The organism is Streptomyces sp. NPDC086766, assembly GCF_044746005.1.
Classification (GTDB): domain Bacteria; phylum Actinomycetota; class Actinomycetes; order Streptomycetales; family Streptomycetaceae; genus Streptomyces.
In genome coordinates, this window is the sequence record NZ_JBIVBI010000012.1 from 40209 (window position 1) to 64511 (window position 24303).

General features: G+C 70.9%; 15 protein-coding genes. 7 read left to right on the forward strand and 8 right to left on the reverse strand.

The features are described from left to right. Nucleotides 1-70: 70 nt before the first annotated feature. The 3 genes from fusA to rpsL are packed head-to-tail and all read right to left on the reverse strand — an operon-like array spanning nucleotide 71 to nucleotide 3081. Nucleotides 71-2197 carry an elongation factor G gene (gene fusA / locus ACIPM1_RS22090; RefSeq protein WP_402437191.1) on the reverse strand — a complete coding sequence of 709 codons (2127 nt, stop codon included), beginning with the start codon at nucleotides 2195-2197 and terminating at the stop codon, nucleotides 71-73. Between the two features lie 39 nt (nucleotides 2198-2236). Beyond that, a complete protein-coding gene (rpsG, locus tag ACIPM1_RS22095; protein ID WP_003998848.1) occupies nucleotides 2237-2707 on the reverse strand; it encodes a 30S ribosomal protein S7 in 471 nt (156 codons plus the stop codon). Nucleotides 2708-2709: 2 nt separating this feature from the next. Further along, entirely contained in the window at nucleotides 2710-3081 is a 372-nt protein-coding gene (gene rpsL, locus ACIPM1_RS22100) for a 30S ribosomal protein S12 (protein ID WP_003948652.1), read from the reverse strand. Between the two features lie 413 nt (nucleotides 3082-3494). Between rpsL and ACIPM1_RS22105 the strand changes: the two genes are divergently transcribed. The 7 genes from ACIPM1_RS22105 to ACIPM1_RS22135 all read left to right on the forward strand — a co-directional run bounded on the left by ACIPM1_RS22105 (nucleotide 3495) and on the right by ACIPM1_RS22135 (nucleotide 13645). Next, a complete protein-coding gene (locus ACIPM1_RS22105; protein ID WP_402437193.1) occupies nucleotides 3495-4205 on the forward strand; it encodes a Crp/Fnr family transcriptional regulator in 711 nt (236 codons plus the stop codon). A gap of 162 nt (nucleotides 4206-4367) precedes the next feature. Next, on the forward strand, nucleotides 4368-5552 hold the full coding sequence (locus ACIPM1_RS22110) for a hypothetical protein (RefSeq protein ID WP_402437194.1): 1185 nt from the start codon (nucleotides 4368-4370) through the stop codon (nucleotides 5550-5552). Beyond that, on the forward strand, nucleotides 5549-7684 hold the full coding sequence (locus ACIPM1_RS22115; protein WP_402437196.1) for a hypothetical protein: 2136 nt from the start codon (nucleotides 5549-5551) through the stop codon (nucleotides 7682-7684). Before ACIPM1_RS22110 ends, ACIPM1_RS22115 begins: the two co-directional genes overlap by 4 nt. A 38-nt stretch (nucleotides 7685-7722) precedes the next feature. Beyond that, complete coding sequence (locus ACIPM1_RS22120) at nucleotides 7723-9228, forward strand: hypothetical protein (protein WP_402437198.1); 1506 nt, start codon at nucleotides 7723-7725, stop codon at nucleotides 9226-9228. Between the two features lie 164 nt (nucleotides 9229-9392). Next, entirely contained in the window at nucleotides 9393-9872 is a 480-nt protein-coding gene (locus ACIPM1_RS22125) for a Pycsar system effector family protein (protein ID WP_356189338.1), read from the forward strand. Nucleotides 9873-9902: 30 nt separating this feature from the next. Beyond that, the gene (locus ACIPM1_RS22130; RefSeq protein WP_402437200.1) at nucleotides 9903-11723 is read left to right on the forward strand and encodes a M48 family metalloprotease; all 1821 of its coding nucleotides are present in this window, start codon (nucleotides 9903-9905) and stop codon (nucleotides 11721-11723) included. Nucleotides 11724-11848: 125 nt separating this feature from the next. Next, entirely contained in the window at nucleotides 11849-13645 is a 1797-nt protein-coding gene (locus tag ACIPM1_RS22135) for a DUF2207 domain-containing protein (protein WP_402437202.1), read from the forward strand. 104 nt (nucleotides 13646-13749) lie between these two features. On the opposite strand, the gene ACIPM1_RS22140 is transcribed toward ACIPM1_RS22135, so the two are convergent. The 5 genes from ACIPM1_RS22140 to ACIPM1_RS22160 all read right to left on the reverse strand — a co-directional run bounded on the left by ACIPM1_RS22140 (nucleotide 13750) and on the right by ACIPM1_RS22160 (nucleotide 24173). After that, on the reverse strand, nucleotides 13750-17649 hold the full coding sequence (locus ACIPM1_RS22140) for a DNA-directed RNA polymerase subunit beta' (RefSeq protein ID WP_402437204.1): 3900 nt from the start codon (nucleotides 17647-17649) through the stop codon (nucleotides 13750-13752). A 97-nt stretch (nucleotides 17650-17746) separates the two neighbouring features. Further along, a complete protein-coding gene (gene rpoB / locus ACIPM1_RS22145; RefSeq protein WP_402437206.1) occupies nucleotides 17747-21232 on the reverse strand; it encodes a DNA-directed RNA polymerase subunit beta in 3486 nt (1161 codons plus the stop codon). Between the two features lie 607 nt (nucleotides 21233-21839). Then, nucleotides 21840-22229: a 50S ribosomal protein L7/L12 gene (gene rplL / locus ACIPM1_RS22150; protein ID WP_402437208.1), complete on the reverse strand. Its 390-nt coding sequence runs from the start codon at nucleotides 22227-22229 to the stop codon at nucleotides 21840-21842. Nucleotides 22230-22343: 114 nt separating this feature from the next. Continuing rightward, nucleotides 22344-22874 (reverse strand): 50S ribosomal protein L10, encoded by a 531-nt coding sequence (rplJ, locus tag ACIPM1_RS22155; RefSeq protein ID WP_356189350.1) that lies wholly within the window; start codon nucleotides 22872-22874, stop codon nucleotides 22344-22346. Between the two features lie 366 nt (nucleotides 22875-23240). Then, nucleotides 23241-24173, reverse strand: a complete 933-nt coding sequence (locus tag ACIPM1_RS22160; protein WP_402437210.1) for a hypothetical protein — start codon at nucleotides 24171-24173, stop codon at nucleotides 23241-23243. Nucleotides 24174-24303: the final 130 nt, after the last annotated feature.

The following is a 24303-nucleotide window of genomic DNA, read 5'->3' on the forward strand; positions in this document are numbered from 1 at the left end:
TTCGTCGCGGAAGGGGTGGAATGCCCCGCGAGGCTCCGGAGTCAAGCCTAAAGGCTGGAACTCGGTTGAGTTACTCGCCCTTGGCCTTCGCGATGATCTCCTCGGCGACGTTCCGCGGAACCTCGGCGTAGGAGTCGAACTGCATGGAGTAGCTCGCACGGCCGGACGTCTTGCTGCGCAGGTCGCCGACGTAACCGAACATCTCCGAGAGGGGCACGAGGCCCTTCACGACGCGGGCACCCGCCCGCTCCTCCATGGCCTGGATCTGGCCACGGCGGGAGTTGATGTCGCCGATGACCTCACCCATGTAGTCCTCGGGCGTGGTGACCTCGACGGCCATCATCGGCTCGAGCAGCACGGGGCTGGCCTTGCGCGCGGCCTCCTTGAAGGCCTGCGAACCGGCGATCTTGAACGCGAGCTCGGAGGAGTCGACCTCGTGGTAGCCACCGTCGATGAGCGTGACGCGGACGCCCGTCATCTCGTAGCCGGCGAGGATGCCGAACTGCATGGCCTCCTGCGCACCGGCGTCGACCGAAGGGATGTACTCCTTCGGGATGCGGCCACCGGTCACCTTGTTCACGAACTCGTACGAGGCGTCGCCGCCCTCGATGGGCTCGATCGCGATCTGCACCTTGGCGAACTGACCGGTACCACCGGTCTGCTTCTTGTGGGTGTAGTCCACGCGCTCGACGGCCTTGCGGATCGTCTCGCGGTACGCGACCTGCGGCTTGCCGACGTTGGCCTCGACCTTGAACTCACGGCGCATACGGTCGACCAGCACCTCGAGGTGCAGCTCGCCCATACCACCGATGATGGTCTGGCCGGTCTCCTCGTCCGAGTGGACCTGGAAGGAGGGGTCCTCCTCCGCGAGACGCTGGATGGCGACACCCAGCTTCTCCTGGTCACCCTTGGACTTGGGCTCGATGGCGACCTGGATGACCGGCGCCGGGAAGTCCATGGACTCCAGGATCACCGGGGCCTTGTCGTCCGAGAGCGTCTCACCGGTGGTGGTCTGCTTCAGGCCCATGACGGCGACGATGTCGCCGGCGCCCACCGACTCGATCTCCTCACGCTTGTTGGCGTGCATGCGGTAGATCTTGCCGATGCGCTCCTTCTTGCCCTTGACGGAGTTCAGCACCGCGGTGCCGGACTCCAGGCGGCCCGAGTAGACCCGGACGAAGGTGAGCTTGCCCAGGTGCGGGTCGCTCATGATCTTGAACGCGAGGGCGGACAGCGGCTCGTCGTCCGACGGCTTGCGCCGGACCACGACCTCCGGGTCCTTCACGTCGTGGCCCTCGATGGCCTCGACGTCGAGGGGGGTCGGGAGGTAGCGCACGACCGCGTCGAGCAGGGGCTGAACGCCCTTGTTCTTGAACGCGGTGCCACAGAACACCGGGGTGACCGTGGTGTCGCTGGACTTGCCGGAGGCGATGGTGATGCGACGGATCGCCGCGTACAGCTGCTCCTCGGTGGGCTCCTGGCCCTCCAGGAACAGCTCCATCATCTCCTCGTCGTTCTCCGCGACGGCCTCGACCAGCTTGCCGCGCCACTCCTCGGCGGCCTCGGTGTGCGTGGCCGGGATGTCGACGACGTCGTACATCTCGCCCTTCGCCGCCTCGGCGGACCACACGAGCGCCTTCATGCGGACCAGGTCCACAACGCCCTTGAAGTCGGCCTCGGCACCGATCGGCAGCTGCATGACGAGCGGCTGGGCACCGAGACGGTCCGAGATCATGTCCACGCAGCGGTGGAACTCGGCGCCGGTACGGTCCAGCTTGTTGACGAAGCAGATGCGCGGCACGCCGTAGCGGTCGGCCTGACGCCACACCGTCTCGGACTGGGGCTCGACACCGGCGACACCGTCGAACACGGTCACGGCACCGTCGAGCACGCGCAGGGAACGCTCCACCTCGACGGTGAAGTCGACGTGACCCGGCGTGTCGATGATGTTGATCGTGTAGTCGTTGTCCTCGAGCGGCCAGTGGCAGGTGGTGGCAGCAGAGGTGATCGTGATGCCACGCTCCTGCTCCTGCTCCATCCAGTCCATGGTGGCGGCGCCGTCGTGGACCTCACCGATCTTGTACGAAACGCCGGTGTAGAACAGGATCCGCTCGGTGGTGGTCGTCTTGCCCGCGTCGATGTGGGCCATGATCCCGATGTTGCGGACCCTGGCCAGGTCAAGTGAAGTGGTAGCCATAAGGCTTCAGTCTTCTCTCGGTCTCGATGTGGGTAGCGACTACCAGCGGTAGTGCGCGAAGGCCTTGTTGGACTCGGCCATCTTGTGGGTGTCCTCGCGCTTCTTCACAGCGGCGCCGAGGCCGTTGGACGCGTCGAGGAGCTCGTTGAGCAGACGCTCGGTCATGGTCTTCTCGCGGCGGGCGCGGGAGTAGCCCACGAGCCAGCGCAGCGCCAGGGTGTTGGCACGGCCGGGCTTGACCTCGACCGGGACCTGGTAGGTGGCTCCACCGACACGGCGGGACTTGACCTCGAGGGTCGGCTTGATGTTCTCGAGAGCGCGCTTCAGCGTGATGACCGGGTCGTTGCCGGTCTTCTCGCGCAGGCCCTCCATGGCGCCGTAGACGATGCGCTCGGCGGTGGAGCGCTTGCCGTTCAGCAGCACCTTGTTGATCAGGGAGGTCACCAGAGGAGAACCGTAGACCGGGTCGATGATGACCGGGCGCTTCGGGGCGGGGCCCTTACGAGGCATTCTTACTTCTCCTTCTTGGCGCCGTAACGGCTGCGAGCCTGCTTGCGGTTCTTGACACCCTGGGTGTCGAGCGAGCCGCGGATGATCTTGTAGCGAACACCCGGCAGGTCCTTCACACGGCCGCCGCGCACGAGCACGATGGAGTGCTCCTGCAGGTTGTGTCCCTCACCCGGAATGTAAGCGGTGACCTCGATGCCGCTGGTCAGACGCACACGCGCGACCTTGCGGAGGGCCGAGTTCGGCTTCTTCGGGGTGGTCGTGAACACACGCGTGCAGACGCCACGACGCTGAGGGGAACCCTCGAGTGCGGGCGTCTTGTTCTTCTCGACCTTGTCCTGCCGGCCCTTGCGGACCAGCTGCTGGATCGTAGGCACTACTTCTCCGGTTTCTGTGTGCCGATGGGTACAGCTAACCTGGAACGTCACCGACCCACGCGGTCGGGTGTGTCGAATCTCGCGAACTCCCGCCGCACGGCAGAAAGAGGCGCGGATTGCGGTGGCCGATGGCGGCTCCCCGTGCGGTCGAAGGCACGCACGAGGGCCAGGGCACACCCCAGGCACAAGGTCTGAGCGTACCTACCTCACGGACTTCGGTCAAAACAAATGGAGCCCACCCCGACACGCCGGACTTGTCCGCCTTCTTTCCCGCTCAGTGTGCCGCGTACGCGTGAATCCCACTCGTTCTCGTCTCGTCCGGCTTCTCGCTTCAGTACGTTGAGCGGTCGCTGTGCCGATGGGGGGACGAGGGTTCGATGACTGCTGGTCGCTTACCCGACACACCGGGAGACGTGCCGGGGGGCATACCGGGGGACGAGGGACTGGACGACCGGGTGCCGTTCCTGGCCCGGCTGGAGAAGGCGGACCGGGCCGCGCTGCTCGGGCTCGGCCACGAGCTGTCCTTCGCGCCCCGGGTGGTGCTGATCCACCAGAGCGAGCCCTCCTCGCACGTGCTGTTCCTCGTGCGCGGCTGGACCAAGGTGACCGCGTCGGCCGCCAACGGGTACGAGGCGCTGCTCGCCCTGCGCGGACCCGGCGACGTCGTCGGCGAGTCGGCCGCGCTGACCGGGCGCACCCGCTCGGCGACCGTGACCGCGCTGGAGGAGGTGCGGACGGTCGCCGTCCCGCGCGAGCGCTTCACCGATTTCCTCGCCCGCTCCCCCGCCGCCTCCTTCGCCCTGCTCGGCCTGGCCTCCGACCGCACCCGCGCCGCCGACCGGCGCCGGCTGGAGTTCGCCTCGATGAGCGTCCGGGAGCGTTTCGCGACGCTGCTGCTGGACCTGGCCCGCACCCACGGCCGGCGCACCGCCGAGGGCGTCGAACTCTCCGTACCGCTCAGCAAGCAGGAGCTCGCCGGGTCGGTGGGGGCCTCCCGGGAGATGGTGCAGCGGCTGCTGAAGGAGCTGCGGGAGCGCGGCGCGGTGACCACCGGGCGCCGGGCGCTGGTGATCGTGCGGCCGGACGTGCTGCGCCGGATCGCCCGCGCGGAGCCGGGCCGCTGAGGCGACCGGGGCGGGTGCGCGGAAGCAGAGGGCTTGCTGCCTTCTGTGCACACGGTCACAGTCCGACTGGGTCATCCGCCCTCACGTCACGCGCGCCCCGGACGCCACTCTTCTGACCGCGCGGCGGGAGCCGCCACGCACACGAGCCACCGAAAGGCGACCATGACCGACCCCGTGAGCCGGACCATCCTCCTGCTCGACATCGAGAAGTACAGCGACCGGGACGACGTCGAACAGGCGTATCTGCGCCGTGTGCTCTACGACATCGCCGACCGCGCCCTGGAACACGCGGGCATCGACGAGACCCTGCGGTCGCGGGCCGACCGGGGCGACTCCGTGATGGAGCTGATCGACGCCAACGCCTCGGTCCCGGCGCTGCTGCGGGCCCTGCTCACCGAGGTGCCGGCCCAGCTCCACGGGTACAACCGGCTGGCGTCGAGCACGGCGCAGATCCGGCTGCGGGGCGTGGTGGCCACCGGGTACGTCGCCGTCGACGCGCACGGCGGCTGGGTCGGCTCCGACCTGAACCACGCCTGCCGGCTGCTCGACGCCCCGTTGCTGCGGGCGGCGCTGCGGGAGCGGGCGGACGGCTTCGCGCTGTGCGTGTCGGAGGGCGTGCACCTGGGGATCGTGCGCCACGACCACGCCGGCGTGCGGGCCGCCGCATTCCATCCGGTGACCCTGACCGGCAAGAACGGCCCGATGCGTGCCTGGCTGCACGGCCCGGTACCGCGCGACGGCGACGGCCACGGTGGGACGGGGGCGGGGGAGGCCCCGGTGCCGGGTCCCTCGGGGGACGGCCCGGCACCGGGGCAGCGGGGGGTGCCGGCCGCGGCGGCCCCTCGCCCGGAGGACGGCACCGGCACCGTGGGCGCGGTCCCGGCGGGCGGAGGCGCGGTCCCGGCGGGCGGAGGCGGCGGCGCGGGCGGTGCCGGAGCCGGGGGTGGTGCGGGCGCCGACGGGAGTACGGCCACTGCCGGCGCCCGCACGGTCGGCGCGAGCGCCGATGCCGCCCGTCCGGTCGGCGCGGGCGGGGGTGCGGGCGCCGCGGGTGCCGAGGCGCCTCCCCGTGGCGGCGGGGCGGTCACGGCAGGCGGGGGCGCGGCGGGGACCGCGTCGTCCGCGGCACCCGCACAGGCCGGGGCCGCCGAGGCCGCCGGGACCGCAGCGCCCGCCGCGTCGGAAGCGGCTCCCGCTCAGTCCGTCTCCGGTGGCGTGGTGTTCAACTTCGGGAGTGGGTCGCCCCGCTTCGGCGGCAGCCTCGTCGGCGGGGACCAGCACGGGGTGTCCGGCGGCCAGGTCACCGGCGACGTGCACCTCGGCGGCACGACGGGAGAGGGCCCGTGACCGTGTCCGAGGCGGCGCGTCCGTCCGACGGCGTCCCCCCGGGCTCCGACGTCCCGCCGGAGCCGGGGAGACCGCCCGCCGAGGAGGGCGCGGAGCCCGAGGAGCGCACGCAGGAGGCGCGGGCCGCGCAGCGCGAGCTGTTCGCGCACACCCCGGGGTTCATCCTCGGGGAGACCGCGGCCTTCGGCGGCAGCCTGGTCGGCGGCGCCCAGCACGGCGTCTCCGGCGGCCGGGTCGACGGAGACGTCTACCTCGGCGGCCGGACCGAGATCCACCACCACGGCCCCGCCGCCACGGCCCCGGACGCCTCCGGAGAGATCCCGCGGGCCCGGCTGGACGCCCTGGCCGCCGTCTTCGCCGACGGCCCCGCCTTCGCCGGCGCCCTGCGGCGGCTGCGCGAGGAACGGGTCCTGGTCCTGACCGGCGCGCACGCCACCGGCCGCTACGCCGCCGCGCTGATGCTGCTGCACCGCCTGAACGAGCCCGCCGTGCACGCCGTGCACCCCGAGACCACCCCCGCGGCGCTCAGCACCCAGCTCACCCGGCCCGGCGGGTACGTCCTGCGCGACCTGCCGGTCAGCCGCAACCGCCCGCTGCGCGACACCCATCTGTACGCGGCCCGCGACCAGCTGGAGAAGGTGGACGGCCACCTCGTCGTCACCGTCGAGAACTCCCCCCACCTGCCGGGCGTCACGCCCTGCCCGTGGGTCCCGCCGAGCGCGGCGGAGGTCGTACGGGCCCACCTCTTACCCCGCAGACCGGACGCCGACCACCTGCTCGCCCTCGACCCGGTGGCCGCGTTCCTGGCCGCCGGCGACCGCCGTCCCGCCGAGGCCGCCGCCTTCGCCGACGCGCTGGCCGGGTACGACGGGAGTGAGCGGGCGCTGGCCCGGCTCGCGGACTTCGGGCAGGCCGCGGTCGAGAAGCAGTGCCGCGACTGGCTCGCCGACCCGGACACCGGCCTGCGCGACAAGGCCTTCCTCATCTCGCTGGCCGTCTTCGACCAGGCCCCGTACGTCCTGGCCGCCGAGCTCGCCGACCAGCTCTTCGTGCACCTGCAGCGGTTGCAGAATCCCGAACAGCCACCGGAGATCCCGGTGTTCGGGCCGACGGCCGAGGACCGGCTCGCCCTCGCGCGGGCCGACGGGGAGCTGCGCGGCGAGGAGACCGAGTGGGGGCCGGTGCCCCAGTTCACGGCCGCCTTCCGCGAGGAACGCACCCCGCGCGTGCTGCTCACCGAGGTGTGGAACCACCACCCCTCCGCCCGGCCCGCGCTGGTGGCCTGGCTCAGACAACTGGCACGTGACGGACGCCCGTTGGTCCGCACCCGCGCGGCCGCGGCCACCGCCCTGCTCGCCGCCGCCGACCTGCCCTCCGCGATCGCGCTGCTCGTCGACGGCTGGGCCACCGCCCGCACCTTCGGCCCGCGTGTCACCGCCGCCAACACCCTGACCCTGGCACAGCTCCTCGGGGCGCCCGTGGTGCTCCGGCTGCTCACCCAGTGGTGCTCGGACCCCCACTGGGGCCGCCGCTGGACCGCCATCCGCGCCTTCGGACTGCTCGCCCCGCTCCGCCCCGACCTGGCCGGTGCCGCCCTCGGCGCGCTCGCCGCCCGGGCCCGCGCCGACGCCAGCAACAAGCCGGAGCGCGACAACCTCACCGAGTCAGCGGCCCTGCTGCTCTCCGAGGGCCGGCGACGCGGCGAGGTGCTGTCCGAGTTCGTACGGCTGCTCTATCTCGACACCCCGGCGGTCCGCGAGCTCGCCCTCGCCGCGTTCGTCCGCGCCTGCGACAACGCCGAGGACGGCGCGCTCATCGGCTGGTACGCCGAGACCGGCATGTACGAGACGGACTCGGCCCGCGACCTGGCCACTCTGTGGCGCACCGCGCTCAACGACCGCGCCCAAACCCGTGCGGCCCTCGACGCCCTGCACACCTGGGTGCACGTCGCCGGGCGCCGCGCGGACGCCGCCCAGGCGCTGGAGCTGCTGCTGCCCGCCCTGGTCGTCACGGCGGACGACCGCAAGCGCCTCGACCACGCACTGCGCACCCTTCGCGCGGAGGACGGCGGCGCGCGCCCACCGGTGGCCGACCGGCTGCTCACGGTGCTGCACCCGGCTTCCGCCCGATGAAGGACCCCTGTTCTCGTAACTCGCAGAGGAGTTGACCCATGGCGGACTTCCGCCGACCGCCGGAGTGGCAGCAGGACGCCGACCGGCACAGCACCCTGATCGACCCGGTCCTGACCGTGCGTCCGATCTCCCGGTTCGACTACGTCGCCCGCAGACAGGTCGGCGCGATCGACCACGCGCTGGTCTTCGTCACCGCCGGCGGGTCCTACGACGTCTTCATGCCACCGCAGCGGCCGAGCCGCGCCGAGGCGGCGACCCGGCGCTACACCTCGGTGTACGAGGTGGACATGGGCAGTCATCCGGTGCAGCTGAAGATGCGGCTGCCCAGCGACGACGACGCGTTCTCCTTCGGTGCCGTCGCCGACCTGACCTGGCGCGTGGCGGACCCGGTCGCCTACGTGGCGAGCGGCGAGCGGGACGTGCCGACGCGGCTCGACCGGGAGTTGCAGCAACTGGCGCGGCCCATCACCCGGCGCTTCTCGATCGAGGACAGCCCCGACGCCGAAGAGGCGCTGCTGGAGGCGGTCATGGACGAGAGCCGCTTCGCCGCGGGCACCGGGCTCGCGGTGACCTGCGTGGTGCGGCTGCGGCTGGACGACGAGGCGATCGCGCACCGGCGGCGCAAGCGCAGCCTGCGGTACGAGGCCGAAATGCTCGACCCCGAGCACGAGTTCCGGCTCAAGCAGGCACGGCAGGAGTACGAGCTGGAGGCGCTGCGGCACCAGCAGGCGCAGCAACTGGTGGCCCAGAAGATCGCGTTCTACCAGTACCACCTGCAGCACGGGGGCGTCTCCGCCTGGGCGCTGCACCTCGCCCAGCATCCCGGCGACACGAAGATGGTGATCGGCACCCTGCACAAGGACCAGCTCGGCACCATCCGGCGCCAGTTGGAACTGATCGCGGGCGACACGATGGAGGACTTCCAGAAGGCCGAGTCGGCGCGGTCGGTGCTGCGCGACGTCGACAGCCTGATCCAGCAGCAGGAGCAGTCCTCGCTCACACCGCCGGTGGGTGCGCTGCCGCCGGGAGCGCCCCCCGTACCGCCGTACGACGGCCAGGCATCCCCGGGCTCCCCGCCCCCGCCGGCGCAGCCCTACGGGACCTCCGCACCGCCCTACGGGGTCCCGCCCGGGCCGGACGCGGGCGCCCAGCCGCCTTACACGGGGCCGGGGCAGCAGGGCCCCGGGGCCGGGCAGCCGTATGCCGGGGCGGGACCGCAGTCGCCGCCCGCGGGAGCGGGCGCGCCGCCGTACGCCGGTGTGCCCCGGCAGCAGCCGTACGCGCCCCCGCACCCGCCACAGGCCCCCGGCTCGCAGCCCGGTCCGCCGCCCGGAGGGTACGCGCCCGGAGGCGCCCCGCCCGCTCCCTACGATCCGGCGGCACGGGGGAACGCCGGCGACGCCGGAGCGTACGGCCGGGCCGCGTTCGGCGCTCCCCCGCCGCCCGTCAGCGCGGGCCCGGTCCCCGTCGTACCCGCACCGCCCGGCCGTCCGCCCGGCTCGCAGGACAGCCCCGCGGAATCCCCCGAGACGGACTCCGCGTGACGCCCCGGAACACGCCCACGACGCCTACGGCCGGCCCGCCCGCGCCGTCCCGGGCCCCGGCGCCCACGGCGACGAACGCCCCGGCCCCTCCGGCCGCGGCGTCCCCGGGCTCCCCGGGCTCGGCCGCGCCCGCGCACACCCCGGACGCCGGGGCCGTGCCCGGGATGCGTACGGCCGAACGGTTGCTGGGCGAGTTGCGCGGGGAGATCGCGCGGGCCGACTCCAAGGCCTCCGTACTGGTGGCGGCGCTGGGGCTGACGGCCGGGGTGTTCACCGGGCTGCTGTCCGGGCACAACTGGTCGCCGGGTGAGCTGTCCGCCCCCGGAGCCGCCGTGTGGTGGGCCGGAACCGGCTCGCTGGCGTTGTCCCTGGGCGCGCTGCTGCTCGCCGTCCTCCCCCGCTACCAGGGCACCTGGGCGGCGGGCCGGCCGCTCTGCTACTTCGGCGACATCCAGCAGGCGGCCCGCCAGGGCCGCTTGGCCGAGGCGCTCGCCGACACCGACCGCGACCCCGCCGCCGGGCTGCTGGCGGCACTCACCGAGACCAGCCGCATCGCCGCGTGCAAGCACCGGTGGATCCGCACCGGACTGCTCGCCTTCTGCGCGGGCGCCCTCCTGCTGCCCGCCGCCCCACTCATCGGCTGACGCCACCGCACTCCGAAGGAGCCCCGTTCCATGTCCCAGTCCCCGGACCCGGCCGTGCCGCCGCCCGGCCCCTCCCACCCCGTCGCCGAACCACCCCGGTACGACACCACCGGCCCGGTCCTCCCGTACCCGGGCACCGTCCCGCCCCAGTACCCGGCCGCACCCGTCCCGGAGCCCCCCTACCCGGCCGCGCCCCCGACGGCGCCCGCGTACCCCGACGCCCTCACCTGGGCCGCGCCCCACCCGGACACCTCCGCCACAACGGCCCCGCCGTACCCGGACGCCGCCATGGGCGGACCCGCATACCCCAGCGCCGCCACGGGCGCACCCGCGTACCCGGGCGACTCCTTGGAGGCGCCCACGTACCCCGGCGCCCCCGCAGGCGCACCCCCGTACCCGGGTTCCGCCCCGTCCGCGGGCGCACCCGCCTACCCGGGCAACTCCGTGGGCGCGCCCCCGCACCCCGGCGCCCCCGCAGGCGCACCCCCGTACCCCGACGCTTCCACGGGCCCCGCCCACCAGGCGGCCTCCTCCGCCGCCCCGCCGTACCCCGGGACCTCGGTCGCGACGGCCCCGCCGCCGTATCCCGAGGCTTCCGCCACCACAGCCCCGCCGTACCCCAACGCCCCCGCCGGCCCGCCCACTTACCCCGGCACCGCGCCCACTCACGTTGGCGGCACGCCGCCGTACCCGGGCGGCGCCCAGCCGTACCCCGGTGCCGGACCCGGACCCGGACGTCCCGCAGGCGGCCCCGCGTACCCGACAACCGCCCCCGCTCACCCCCAGGCCGCCACTCCCCCGCCGCCGGGCATGCCGTCCCAGGCACCGTTCGGCGCCACGAACGCCGCGACGGCCGCCCCCGCGGCGCCGCCCGTGCCGGAGCCCTCCGTCGCACCCGACGATCTCGACTACCGGCACCGCGGCTCACGCGTCCTCGTCGCCGAGCACCAGCGCGGCGCCGACGCGACCGCGATCGGGCGGCTGGCCGTGCAGGTGCCGGGGTTCCTGGTCAGCCTGGCCGTGGTCAGTTCGATCGCGCTCGGGGTGTTCGGCGACATCGCCGGGACGGTCGTCCTGCTGGCCTGGCTCGCCAGCGGCGCCCTCGTCTTCCACCGCCCGACCGAACTCGCCTTCGCCCGGCACGTCCTCAAGCTCCGACCGCCCACCCCGGACGAGCGCGCCCGCCTGGAACCGGTGTGGCGCGAGGTGACCGCCCGTGCCGGCGTCGAGGCGCACACCTACGAACTCATGGTGGAGAACAGCGACGAGCTGAACGCCGTGGCCGCCGCCGGACACGTCGTCGGCGTCACCACCTACTCCCTGAACCGCATCCCCAGCAGCAAACTCGCCGCCGTACTCGCCCACGAACTCGGCCACCACACCGGCGGCCACGCCTGGGCGGGCCTCCTCGGCCACTGGTACTCGCTGCCCGGACGCGTCGCCTGGGCGTTCATGCGGGGCATGGCCCGGATCGCGCTCGCCGTCTCCCGCGTCTTCTCCCTCGCCGCGACCGGCTTCCTCTACCTGTTCCTCGGCATCACGGTCGTCGCCGGCTTCCTCACCATGTGGTACGTCACCGTCCCCCTGGTCGCCGCCCCCTACCTCCTCGCCCACATGGGCCGCCGCGGCGAACTCCGCGCCGACCAGCAGGCCGCCGAACTCGGCTTCGCCCGCCACCTGGCCGAAGTGCTGCACCACTTCCAGACGGAGGAGGCAGCGGCGAAGGCGGCCGCCGAGGCCCAGGGGCAGAAACTCCAGGACCCCGGCACCCTGTCCCGCCTGCTGTCCAGCCACCCCGACCACGAGACCCGCCTCACCGCCCTGGAGCCGTATCTGCGTCTGCACCGCTGACCGGAGGCGGACGGCTTGTGCGGGCCGCGCGAGCGCCTCAATACTTGGCCGATCTTCATCGGCCACAGGGGGGCATCGTGCGGAGAAGGGGCCGGTTCTCGGTCAGGCGGCGCAGACTCGTCGGGATGGTGTGGCTGGCCTTCGCCGCGCTGCTGGTGGGCGGTGCCACCAGTCTCGGCGCGCTCGGCGGGAACACCGAGCGGGTCACACGGATGTGGGTCCGCGCCGAGATCGCCGAGGACGGCAGCGCCCGGATCACCGAAGTGATCGACTACGACTTCGGGACCGGCATGGACTCCCGGCACGGCATCTACCGGGACGTGCCGGGCCTGTCGATCCTGCGGTCGGAGGCGCGGGTCCGCACCACCATGGACTCGGCCCCGGTGGCCAACCAGCTGACCATCACCGACGACTGGGCCGACGACACCCACCGCATCCGGATCGGCGACCCGCACCGGACGGTCACCGGCGTGCACCGGTACCGCATCCAGTACACGCTGCCGCGGGTGGTCCGGCACGGAAAGCTCGCCTGGAACGCGGTCGGCACCGGCTGGAAGGTGGAGTTGCACCACGTGGAGATCCACGTGGTCGCCCCGTACGACCTCGGCGGCACGCGCTGCGTGCGCGGCGCGGCGGGTTCGCGGGAGAGCTGCGCGGTCGGCCGACCGGAGCCCGGTCACCTCGTCGCCGGGCTCGACACCCTGGGACCGGGCCGGGGCGCCACGCTGTACGCGTCCCGCAGCGGCAAGGCGCTCGCCGCCGAGGCGCCGGCCCCGGCACCGCCCTCCGGCGCGGCGACCGCCGTCGAGGACGCCGGTCCCGGGCTGCCCGGCCTGCTGGCCGCGGCCATCACCTCGCTCGCCGCGGCGGCCGCCGCGCTGCTGCTGCGCTTCGCGGGCCGCGAGCGGCTCGCGACGGACACCCCGGCCGACGGCGGCAAGGGAGACGGCAAGGCCCGCGGTGAACGGCGCGTCGACAGCGGCAGGCTCGCGTCCTCGCTGACGCCGGCGTCCAGCCCTCCGGAGGACCTGACCCCGGCGCAGGGCGGCATCCTGCTCACCGAACAGGTCAGGAACGAGCACAAGGTGGCGTGGCTGATGGACCTCGCCGCCGGCGGTCACCTCTCCATCGGCGGCGGGAGCCGTCCGCTCCTGGTCCGCCGCAGGAGCGCGGACGCCCGGCTCGACCAGGACGACAAGCGGGTGCTGAACCAGATGTTCGGCGGCGGGCCGGTCACCCTGGGCGGCTACAACTCCCACTTCGCGCGGGCCTGGCAGCGGCTGGACGAACGGCTGCTGGCCTGGCGGGAGGACAGCGGCCTGTGGGACGCGTCCGCCGACCGCCGCTGCCACGTGGCACGGCGGGCCGGAGCCGTCGTGGCGCTGCTGGGACTGGCCCTGGCCGTCACCGGCGGTGTGCTGAGCGACGACGGCGGTGCGGCATGGCGGTACACACTGACCGCCGGCGCCGTGGTCGCGGGCTGTGGTCTGGCCATGGTGGTCCGCGGCTGGGAACTGCGGATCCGCACCGCCCGCGGCACCGCCCTGTGGATGCGGGTGGAGTCGTTCCGGCGCTTCCTCGCCGCTCCGGGTGCGGATGGTCCCGCCGGGACGGCCGACCATCGGCAGCTGGAGCGGTACACCGCGTGGGCGGTCGCCCTCGGGGAGCTGGACCACTGGTCCCGGGTCGTCGACACGACGGCTACGGCGCCCCCTCCCCGCGGCGCCGGCCGGTCCCGGACCCGGGCTCCGCTCTACGGTCCCCTGGTCGCCCTGGCCCTGGTCTCGGCCGCCAAGCGGTCCACGACGGCTCCGTCCTCCGGCGGCTCCGGCTCCGGCTCCGGCTCCGGCTCCGGCGGAGGCGGCTCCACCTCCGACGGGGTCGGCGGAGGCGCGGGGGGCGGTGGCGGCGGCTCCTGGTGAGACCGCTCCGCGCGCGGCCGGCTGCCCCGCCCCAGCCGTCCGGTACGCACGCCGAAGGGCGGCCACCCCTCGCGGGGTGACCGCCCTTCGGTCATGCTGCTCGCTTACTGGTTGTACGGACCGTAGTCGTAGTCCTCCAGCGGAACGGCCTGGCCGGAGCCGGTGCCGAACGGCGAGTAGTCGATGTCGTCGTAGCCGACGGCCGAGTACATGGCGGCCTTGGCCTCCTCGGTCGGCTCCACCCGGATGTTGCGGTAGCGGGACAGACCCGTACCGGCCGGGATGAGCTTACCGATGATGACGTTCTCCTTGAGGCCGATGAGCGAGTCGGACTTGGCGTTGATCGCCGCGTCCGTCAGGACTCGGGTCGTCTCCTGGAAGGAGGCGGCCGACAGCCAGGACTCCGTCGCCAGCGAGGCCTTGGTGATACCCATGAGCTGCGGACGGCCGGAGGCCGGGTGACCGCCCTCCTGGACCACACGACGGTTCTCGGTCTCGAACTTCGAGCGCTCGACCAGCTCGCCGGGCAGCAGCTCGGCGTCGCCGGACTCGATGATCGTCACGCGGCGGAGCATCTGCCGGATGATGATCTCGATGTGCTTGTCGTGGATCGACACACCCTGCGAGTTGTAGACCTTCTGGACCTCGCCGACCAGGTGGACCTGGACGGCACGCTGACCCAGGATGCGCAGCACGTCGTGCGGGTTGGTGGCACCCACGGTGAGCTTCTGGCCCACCTCGACGTGCTCGCCCTCGCTGACCAGGAGCCGGGCACGCTTCGAGATCGGGTACGCCGTCTCGTCGCTGCCGTCGTCCGGGGTGACGACGAGCTTCTTGGTCTTCTCGGTCTCCTCGATCCGCACGCGGCCGGAGGCCTCGGAGATCGGGGCGACACCCTTCGGGGTACGGGCCTCGAAGAGCTCGACGACACGCGGCAGACCCTGGGTGATGTCGTCACCGGCCACACCACCGGTGTGGAAGGTACGCATCGTCAGCTGGGTACCGGGCTCACCGATGGACTGGGCGGCGATGATGCCGACCGCCTCACCGATGTCGACCAGCTTGCCGGTGGCCAGCGAGCGGCCGTAGCACATGGCGCAGGTGCCGACGTGGGACTCGCAGGTCAGGATCGAGCGGGTCTTGACCTCCTCGACACCGTGGTGCACGAGCTGGTCGATCAGCACGTCGCCCAGGTCCACGTTGGCCGGCGCGATCACCTTGCCGTCGATGACGACGTCCTCGGCGAGCATACGGGCGTAGACGCTGGTCTCGACGTCGTCGGCCTTGCGCAGCACGCCGTCGGCGTCGCGCGAGGCGATCCGCAGCTTCAGACCGCGCTCGGTGCCGCAGTCCTCCTCGCGGATGATGACGTCCTGCGAGACGTCCACCAGACGACGGGTGAGGTAACCCGAGTCGGCGGTACGCAGGGCGGTGTCCGCCAGACCCTTACGGGCACCGTGCGTGGAGATGAAGTACTCCAGCACGGAGAGGCCCTCACGGAAGGACGCCTTGATCGGACGCGGGATGGTCTCGTTCTTCGCGTTCGACACCAGACCGCGCATACCGGCGATCTGCCGCATCTGCATCATGTTTCCTCGGGCACCCGAGTCAACCATCATGAAGATGGGGTTCGTCTTGGGGAAGTTCTCGTTCATCGCCTCGGCGACCTCGTTGGTCGCCTTGGTCCAGATCGCGATGAGCTCCTGAGTGCGCTCTTCCTTGGTGATCAGACCGCGCTCGTACTGCTTCTGGACCTTCTCGTCCTGCGCCTCGTAGCCGCGGACGATCTCCTTCTTCGCCTCGGGAACGACGACGTCGGAGATGGCGACGGTGACACCGGAACGGGTCGCCCAGTAGAAGCCGGCCGCCTTCAGGTTGTCGAGCGTCGCCGCCACGATGACCTTGGGGTAGCGCTCGGCGAGGTCGTTGACGATCTCGGAGAGCTGCTTCTTGCCCACCGAGTAGTCGACGAACGGGTAGTCCTCGGGCAGCAGCTCGTTGAAGAGCGCGCGGCCCAGGGTCGTCCGCAGACGGAACGAGTCACCCTGCTGCCACTCCGGCTCGCCCTCCTCCTGCGCCGGCGGGGTCCAGCCGCGCGGCGGGATGGTGCCCACCGGGAAGCGGATGTCCACGGCCGACTGCAGCGCCAGCTCGCCGGCGTCGAACGCCATGATCGCCTCGGCCGTGGAGCCGAAGGAACGGCCCTCGCCCTTGGTGTCACGCAGCTCGCCGTCGGTGGTGAGGAAGAACAGACCGAGGACCATGTCCTGGGTCGGCATCGTCACCGGACGGCCGTCGGCGGGCTTGAGGATGTTGTTCGAGGACAGCATCAGGATGCGGGCCTCGGCCTGCGCCTCCGCGGACAGCGGCAGGTGCACGGCCATCTGGTCACCGTCGAAGTCCGCGTTGAACGCGGTGCAGACGAGCGGGTGGATCTGGATGGCCTTGCCCTCGACCAGCTGCGGCTCGAAGGCCTGGATGCCGAGGCGGTGCAGGGTGGGCGCACGGTTCAGCAGCACCGGGTGCTCGGCGATGACCTCTTCGAGGACGTCGTACACCACGGTGCGACCGCGCTCGACCATGCGCTTGGCCGACTTGATGTTCTGCGCGTGGTTCAGGTCGACCAGGCGCTTCATCACGAACGGCTTGAAGAGCTCCAGCGCCATCGCCTTCGGCAGACCGCACTGGTGCAGCTTCAGCTGCGGGCCGACGACGATCACGGAACGCGCGGAGTAGTCCACACGCTTACCGAGCAGGTTCTGACGGAAGCGGCCCTGCTTGCCCTTCAGCATGTCGCTGAGGGACTTCAGCGGGCGGTTGCCGGGACCCGTCACCGGGCGGCCGCGACGACCGTTGTCGAAGAGGGCGTCAACAGCCTCCTGAAGCATGCGCTTCTCGTTGTTGACGATGATCTCCGGGGCACCGAGGTCCAGGAGCCGCTTCAGACGGTTGTTGCGGTTGATCACACGGCGGTACAGGTCGTTCAGGTCGGAGGTCGCGAAGCGGCCACCGTCCAGCTGCACCATCGGACGCAGGTCCGGCGGGATGACCGGCACGCAGTCGAGCACCATGCCCTTGGGGCTGTTGGACGTCTGCAGGAACGCGGAGACGACCTTCAGGCGCTTGAGCGCACGGGTCTTCTTCTGGCCCTTGCCGGTGCGGATGATCTCGCGGAGGCGCTCGGCCTCCTCGTCGAGGTCGAAGGACTCCAGGCGCTTCTGCAGCGCCGCGGCACCCATCGAGCCGTCGAAGTACGTGCCGAAGCGGTCGCGCAGCTCGCGGTAGAGCAGCTCGTCGCCCTCGAGGTCCTGGACCTTGAGGTTCTTGAACCGGGTCCACACCTCGTCGAGACGGTCGATCTCGCGCTGCGCGCGGTCGCGCAGCTGCTTCATCTCACGCTCGGCGCCCTCGCGCACCTTGCGGCGCACGTCGGCCTTGGCGCCCTCGGCCTCCAGCTCGGCCAGGTCGGTCTCGAGCTTCTTGGCCCGGGCCTCCAGGTCGGCGTCACGGCGCTGCTCGATCTGCTGGCGCTCGACGGAGACGTGGGCCTCCAGCGAGGGCAGGTCGCGCGTACGGCGCTCCTCGTCGACGTACGTGATCATGTACGCCGCGAAGTAGATGACCTTCTCCAGGTCCTTCGGGGCGAGGTCGAGCAGGTAGCCCAGACGCGACGGGACGCCCTTGAAGTACCAGATGTGGGTGACGGGGGCGGCCAGCTCGATGTGGCCCATCCGCTCACGGCGCACCTTGGCGCGCGTGACCTCTACGCCACAGCGCTCGCAGATGATGCCCTTGAAGCGGACGCGCTTGTACTTGCCGCAGTAGCACTCCCAGTCCCGGGTGGGGCCGAAGATCTTCTCGCAGAAGAGCCCGTCCTTTTCCGGCTTGAGGGTGCGGTAGTTGATGGTCTCGGGCTTCTTGACCTCGCCGTGGCTCCACTGACGGATGTCGTCAGCGGTGGCCAGGCCGATCCGGAGCTCGTCGAAGAAGTTGACGTCGAGCACTATGCGTCAATCCCTCTCAGGGTTGTAAGTCTGTGGTCTGAAACGGGGGCCTGGGGGTCGGCGGGCCCTGGTGGGTACAGGGCCCGCCGGACTCCCGTCAGACCTCTTCGACGCTGCTCGGCTCGCGCCGGGACAGGTCGATGCCGAGCTCCTCCGCAGCGCGGAAGACATCCTCGTCGGTGTCACGCATCTCGATGGACATACCGTCGCTGGACAGCACCTCCACGTTCAGGCAGAGCGACTGCATCTCCTTGATGAGCACCTTGAAGGACTCGGGGATGCCGGGCTCCGGGATGTTCTCGCCCTTGACGATGGCCTCGTAGACCTTCACGCGGCCGGTGACGTCGTCGGACTTGATGGTCAGCAGCTCCTGGAGGGCGTAGGCGGCGCCGTAGGCCTCGAGGGCCCACACCTCCATCTCGCCGAAGCGCTGGCCGCCGAACTGCGCCTTACCGCCCAGCGGCTGCTGGGTGATCATCGAGTACGGACCGGTCGAGCGGGCGTGCAGCTTGTCGTCGACCAGGTGGTGCAGCTTCAGGATGTACATGTAGCCGACCGAGATCGGGTCCGGGAACGGCTCACCGCTACGGCCGTCGAACAGCCGCGCCTTGCCGGACGGGAGCACCATGCGCTCGCCGTCGCGGTTCGGGATGGTGTGCTGCAGCAGACCCGCGAGCTCGTCCTCGCGCGCACCGTCGAAGACGGGGGTCGCGACGTTGGTGCCCGGGTCGACCTGGTCGGCGCCGATCGCCTGGAGGCGCTGCGCCCACTCGTCCGCGAGGCCGGAGACGTCCCAGCCGCGGCTGGCGAGCCAGCCGAGGTGGATCTCCAGGACCTGTCCCGGGTTCATTCGGGACGGCACACCCAGCGGGTTCAGGATGATGTCGACCGGGGTGCCGTCCTCCAGGAACGGCATGTCCTCGATCGGCAGGATCTTGGAGATGACACCCTTGTTGCCGTGGCGGCCGGCGAGCTTGTCACCGTCGGTGATCTTGCGCTTCTGCGCGACGTAGACGCGCACCAGCTGGTTCACACCGGGGGGAAGCTCGTCGCCCTCCTCGCGGTCGAAGACGCGGACGCCGATGACCTTGCCGGTCTCGCCGTGCGGCACCTTCAGCGAGGTGTCACGGACCTCACGGGCCTTCTCACCGAAGATCGCGCGCAGCAGGCGCTCCTCGGGGGTCAGCTCGGTCTCGCCCTTCGGGGTCACCTTGCCGACGAGGATGTCGCCGGCGATGACCTCGGCGCCGATGCGGATGATGCCGCGCTCGTCGAGGTCGGCGAGGACCTCCTCGGAGACGTTCGGGATGTCCCGGGTGATCTCCTCGGGGCCGAGCTTGGTGTCACGGGCGTCGACCTCGTGCTCCTCGATGTGGATCGAGGAGAGGACGTCGTCCTGCACGAGGCGCTGCGACAGGATGATCGCGTCCTCGTAGTTGTGACCCTCCCACGGCATGAACGCCACGAGCAGGTTCTTGCCCAGCGCCATCTCGCCGTTCTGGGTGGCGGGACCGTCGGCGAGCACCTGGCCCACGATGATCCGGTCGCCCTCGTTGACGATGACCTTCTGGTTGACCGAGGTGCCCTGGTTGGACCGGGAGAACTTGGCCAGGCGGTACGTGATGTACGTGCCGTCGTCGTTGGCGGTGGTGATGTAGTCCGCGGAGACCTCCTGGACCACACCGTCCTTCTCGGCCTTGACCACGTCGCCGGCGTCGACCGCGGAGCGGTACTCCATGCCGGTGCCGACGAGCGGCGCCTCGGACTTGATCAGGGGCACGGCCTGACGCATCATGTTCGCGCCCATGAGGGCACGGTTGGCGTCGTCGTGCTCGAGGAACGGGATCATGGCGGTCGCGACCGACACCATCTGGCGCGGCGAGACGTCCATGTAGTCCACGTCGTCACCGGCGACGTAGTCGACCTCGCCGCCGCGGCGGCGGACGAGGACGCGGTTCTCGGCGAAGCGCAGGTCGTCCGTCAGGGTGGCGTTGGCCTGCGCGATGACGAAGCGGTCCTCCTCGTCGGCGGTCAGGTAGTCCACCTCGTCGGTGACCTGGCCGTTGACGACCTTGCGGTACGGGGTCTCGACGAAACCGAACGCGTTGACCCGGCCGTACGAGGCGAGCGAGCCGATCAGACCGATGTTCGGGCCTTCCGGCGTCTCGATCGGGCACATGCGGCCGTAGTGCGAGGGGTGCACGTCACGGACCTCGAAGCCGGCCCGCTCACGGGAGAGACCACCCGGGCCCAGCGCGGACAGACGACGCTTGTGCGTCAGCCCGGAGAGCGGGTTGTTCTGGTCCATGAACTGGGACAGCTGGCTGGTGCCGAAGAACTCCTTGATGGAGGCGACGACCGGCCGGATGTTGATCAGGGTCTGCGGCGTGATCGCCTCGACGTCCTGAGTCGTCATGCGCTCGCGGACCACGCGCTCCATACGCGCCAGACCCGTACGGACCTGGTTCTGGATGAGCTCGCCGACGCTGCGCAGACGACGGTTGCCGAAGTGGTCGATGTCGTCGGTCTCGACGACGATCGTCTCGCCGCTGTCGCCCGTCGTCTCGGCCTCGCCGGCGTGCAGCTTCACCAGGTACTTGATCGTCGAGATGACGTCCTCGACGGTCAGGATGCCCGCGTCGAGCGGAGCGTCCGCACCCAGCTTCTTGTTGACCTTGTAGCGGCCGACCTTGGCGAGGTCGTAGCGCTTGGGGTTGAAGTAGAGGTTCTCCAGGAGCGTCTGCGCGGCCTCACGCGTGGGGGGCTCGCCCGGACGCAGCTTGCGGTAGATGTCGAGCAGCGCGTCGTCCTGGCCCTGGGTGTGGTCCTTCTCCAGGGTGGCGCGCATCGACTCGTACTCGCCGAACTCCTCGAGGATCTGCTCGTTGGTCCAGCCGAGCGCCTTCAGGAGGACGGTGACGGACTGCTTGCGCTTGCGGTCGATGCGGACACCGACCATGTCGCGCTTGTCGATCTCCATCTCCAGCCAGGCACCCCGGGACGGGATGATCTTGGCCGAGAAGATGTCCTTGTCGGACGTCTTGTCGATGCTGGAGTCGAAGTAGACACCGGGAGAACGGACCAGCTGCGACACCACGACACGCTCGGTGCCGTTGATGACGAAGGTGCCCTTGTTCGTCATGAGCGGGAAGTCGCCCATGAAGACGGTCTGGGACTTGATCTCGCCGGTCTCGTTGTTGGTGAACTCCGCCGTGACGAAGAGCGGGGCGGCGTACGTGAAGTCGCGCTCCTTGCACTCGTCGATCGAGTTCTTCGGCGGTTCGAAGCGGTGGTCGCGGAACGTCAGCGACATCGACCCGGAGAAGTCCTCGATCGGGGAGATCTCCTCGAAGATCTCCTCGAGGCCGGACTTGGTGGGGACGTCCTGACCGGACTCCAGAGCCGCCTCGACGCGAGCCTTCCACGCGTCGTTGCCGAGCAGCCAGTCGAAGCTCTCGGTTTGCAGCGCGAGAAGGTTCGGAACCTCGAGGGGCTCCTTGATCTTTGCAAAGGAGATGCGCAGCGGGGCGGTGCTGGCGCCGTTGTTCGTATTCGCGGTCGAGGCGTTGCGCGAGGCGGCCAAGAGGGGGTCCTTCCGAGGGCTCGGACTCACTACGCGCGTGCCGGTCCCCCGCCGACGACCGACGGCAGGCTGGGCCAGATCTGGCTAAAAGGCCAGGTCAGGGCTCATCCGATCGACGATGCTCAGGCGAGGGCATGCCCCTGGTGACGGGCAGGGGACAGCTAACAGGCAGCGCAAAGGGTCAGTGTAGCCAGTTGGCACACTGATGTCCAGTGCGGGTTTTGCGAGACCCTCGTTTTCGTCACCGCCTGCGGCATGCTTGCTCTCAACGCACGTTGATACTGCCCTCTTCGCCGTCGATCCATGCCTCGGATTGGATCCTTGTGACGACGCGTCCTGAGAATTGCGCGCTGCGTGCGGTTCGTCAAGGCCCCCCTTGCCCGAACCGGGTGCCGCCCTCGTCACTCGCAGCCTGTCACCAGGGGCGCTGAGGCACAACGATGATCACCATACCCGTCACGGTGGCGCGTGCAAGGCAGCCGCCGCCGACCCTCGGAAACGCCGAAGAGCGACCACCCGGATGGATGATCGCCCTTCGGTGCGTTCGCGTTACAGCCCCAGGGGGCCGCGTTCAGCGCGCGTGAGTCCTCGGCGGACCCGAGAGGTCTTACTTGACCTCGACGGAGGCGCCGGCGCCCTTGAGGGACTCGGCGGCCTTCTCGGCGGCGTCCTTGGCGACCTTCTCGAGGACGGGCTTCGGGGCGCCGTCCACGAGGTCCTTGGCCTCCTTCAGACCCAGGGAGGTCAGCTCGCGCACGACCTTGATGACCTGGATCTTCTTGTCGCCGGCGCCGGTGAGGATGACGTCGAACTCGTCCTTCTCCTCCTCGGCCTCGGCGGCAGCGCCACCGGCGGCACCGCCGGCCATCATGACCGGGGCGGCCGCGGCGGCGGTGACGTCGAACTTCTCCTCGAAGGCCTTCACGAACTCGGAGAGCTCGATGAGGGTCATCTCCTCGAACTGGGCAAGCAGCTCGTCCTGGGTGAGCTTCGCCATGATGGCGGTCCTTCCACTAAATCGGCAGGTGCCGGATGTACGGGGTGAGGCGGGCGTACGTCGGGCCCGCATCGACCCTCACCTCACGCGGCGAGGATCGGAAAGCGAGCCGAATTACTCGGCACCGCCCTGCTCGTCCTGCTTGGCACGAAGCGCGTCCACGGTGCGGACGAGCTTCGACGGCAGCGCCTGGAAGACGGAGGCAGCCTGGGACTGCTTCCCCTTGAAGGCACCGGCCAGCTTGGAGAGCAGAACCTCGCGGGACTCGAGGTCCGCAAGCTTCTTGATCTCGTCGGCGCTGAGCGCCTTGCCGTCAAGGACACCGCCCTTGATGACGAGATTCGGGTTGTCCTTGGCGAAGTCGCGGAGACCCTTCGCCGACTCCACCGGGTCACCGGTGACGAAGGCGACGGCCGTCGGACCAGCGAAGAGCTGGTCGTCCAGCGTGATCCCGGCCTCGTTGGCCGCAATCTTGGTCAGCGTGTTCTTCACCACGGCGTACTGGGCGTTCTCACCGAGCGAACGACGCAGCGTCTTGAGCTGCGCCACGGTGAGACCGCGGTACTCGGTCAGCACAGCGGCGCTGGAGCTGCGGAACTTGTCCGTCAGCTCGGCAACCGCGGCAGCCTTGTCGGGCCTCGCCATAGAGCCTCGGCCTCCTTCCGGGTGATTCGGACCGCGCGGACCCGAAGGAGGACTGGGGAAAACGAAACGCCCCGGGCGCAGGCGCACGGGGCGGACTCGACCGGAACACACGCGCGTTGGTCGCGCACACTCCGGGAGTTCTTCCACAGTCACCTGCGCGGGTCGCCCGCATTTTCAGCGGATCCTTCGGCCACCACGCCCTCGAACGAGTGCGCGGCAACGACCAGCGGTCTTTGGCTTCGGTAGGAGAGTACGGGAACGGCTCCCCGTCAGGCAAATCGGCCCGTACGGGGCCCGGCCGCGGGCGCCCCGCCCCGGAGGACGTGCCTCACGAGGACGCGCCCGGGCCACTGCCCGGCGCCGCGCTCAGGAGGACGCGCCGGTGCCGCTCCCGGTCCCCGTGCCGCCGAGCGTGGAACCCTGCTTCTTCAGCAGGTCCTTGAAGTCCTCGGTGTCGCCCGCCGGGGGCCGCTGGACGGAGACCGGCACGCCGTAGTCGGTGTAGTAGGCGGTCTGGGACATCTCCCCCATGGCCATCCGCGCCTTGCAGGACTGCTTCACGAGCAGGTTCTGGTCGTCGACCCAGATGTCGACGCGCTCCGTGCTCACCCCGGCCGTGGTGAGCTGCTTCTTCAGGTCCGCGAGCTGGCCCGCGGGGAGGTGGGAGCTCTTGTCGACGAGGTCGGCGACGTCGACCGTGCCCGCGTAGTGCGTGGTGTGCCGGCCGCGCACGGTGGCCTCGCCGGCCTTCTTGACGTCCCCGGAGGCCAGCAGCAACTTCACCGACTGGTTCGGGGTGTTGTTGCGCATCTGGTCCTTGAGGAAGGCCCCGGAGCCGCCGGGGACCCCGGCCAGGTCCGCGTACCCGTACCGGAGCCAGTGCCTGCCGCCCGCCTGCCGGGCGAACTGCTCGCCCATGCGCGCGTAGAAGGCGTCGGGCAGGTACCGGGCCTCCATCGAGGTGCTGCCCACGCGGCGCATGGTCTCGGCCATGGTGCCGCCGGTGTACGCGATGGTGAGGTCGCCGGTGAGGCCCTGGCCCCAGCCCACGGTGCCGTGCGCCTTCATCGACATCATGCTGCCGATGCTGGTCGTCATCTCGACCCGGGCGGAGTCGGCCCGGTCGGTCGACCGCTCGGCGGAGCGCAGGGCGGCGACGGGGCTGACGTGCGTGACGCTCTGACCGGCCGTGCCTCTGCCGGAGCCTCCGGAGGATCCCGAGGAGCAGGCGGCCACGCCCGTCAGCGCGGTCACCACCGCGATCGAGAGCGTCACCCGGCGCGCGGTCGTGCTGGTCATACGTCCCACCCCTATGCGATTGCTGTGCACCGCACGCTAGCGCAGGCCGCTGACACCCGTAGGCGAAATCGCACAGGAAATCGCACAGAAAGGGGACGGGCCCCGCACCTCGGAAGGTGCGGGGCCCGTC

Coding starts and splice junctions, on each gene's coding strand:
- fusA (WP_402437191.1), bottom strand. CDS start 2,197: ATGGCTACCACTTCACTTGACCTGGCCAGGGTCCGCAACATCGGGATC.
- rpsG (WP_003998848.1), bottom strand. CDS start 2,707: ATGCCTCGTAAGGGCCCCGCCCCGAAGCGCCCGGTCATCATCGACCCG.
- ACIPM1_RS22110 (WP_402437194.1), top strand. CDS start 4,368: ATGACCGACCCCGTGAGCCGGACCATCCTCCTGCTCGACATCGAGAAG.
- ACIPM1_RS22120 (WP_402437198.1), top strand. CDS start 7,723: ATGGCGGACTTCCGCCGACCGCCGGAGTGGCAGCAGGACGCCGACCGG.
- ACIPM1_RS22125 (WP_356189338.1), top strand. CDS start 9,393: ATGCGTACGGCCGAACGGTTGCTGGGCGAGTTGCGCGGGGAGATCGCG.
- ACIPM1_RS22130 (WP_402437200.1), top strand. CDS start 9,903: ATGTCCCAGTCCCCGGACCCGGCCGTGCCGCCGCCCGGCCCCTCCCAC.
- ACIPM1_RS22135 (WP_402437202.1), top strand. CDS start 11,849: ATGGTGTGGCTGGCCTTCGCCGCGCTGCTGGTGGGCGGTGCCACCAGT.
- rplL (WP_402437208.1), bottom strand. CDS start 22,229: ATGGCGAAGCTCACCCAGGACGAGCTGCTTGCCCAGTTCGAGGAGATG.
- rplJ (WP_356189350.1), bottom strand. CDS start 22,874: ATGGCGAGGCCCGACAAGGCTGCCGCGGTTGCCGAGCTGACGGACAAG.
- ACIPM1_RS22160 (WP_402437210.1), bottom strand. CDS start 24,173: ATGACCAGCACGACCGCGCGCCGGGTGACGCTCTCGATCGCGGTGGTG.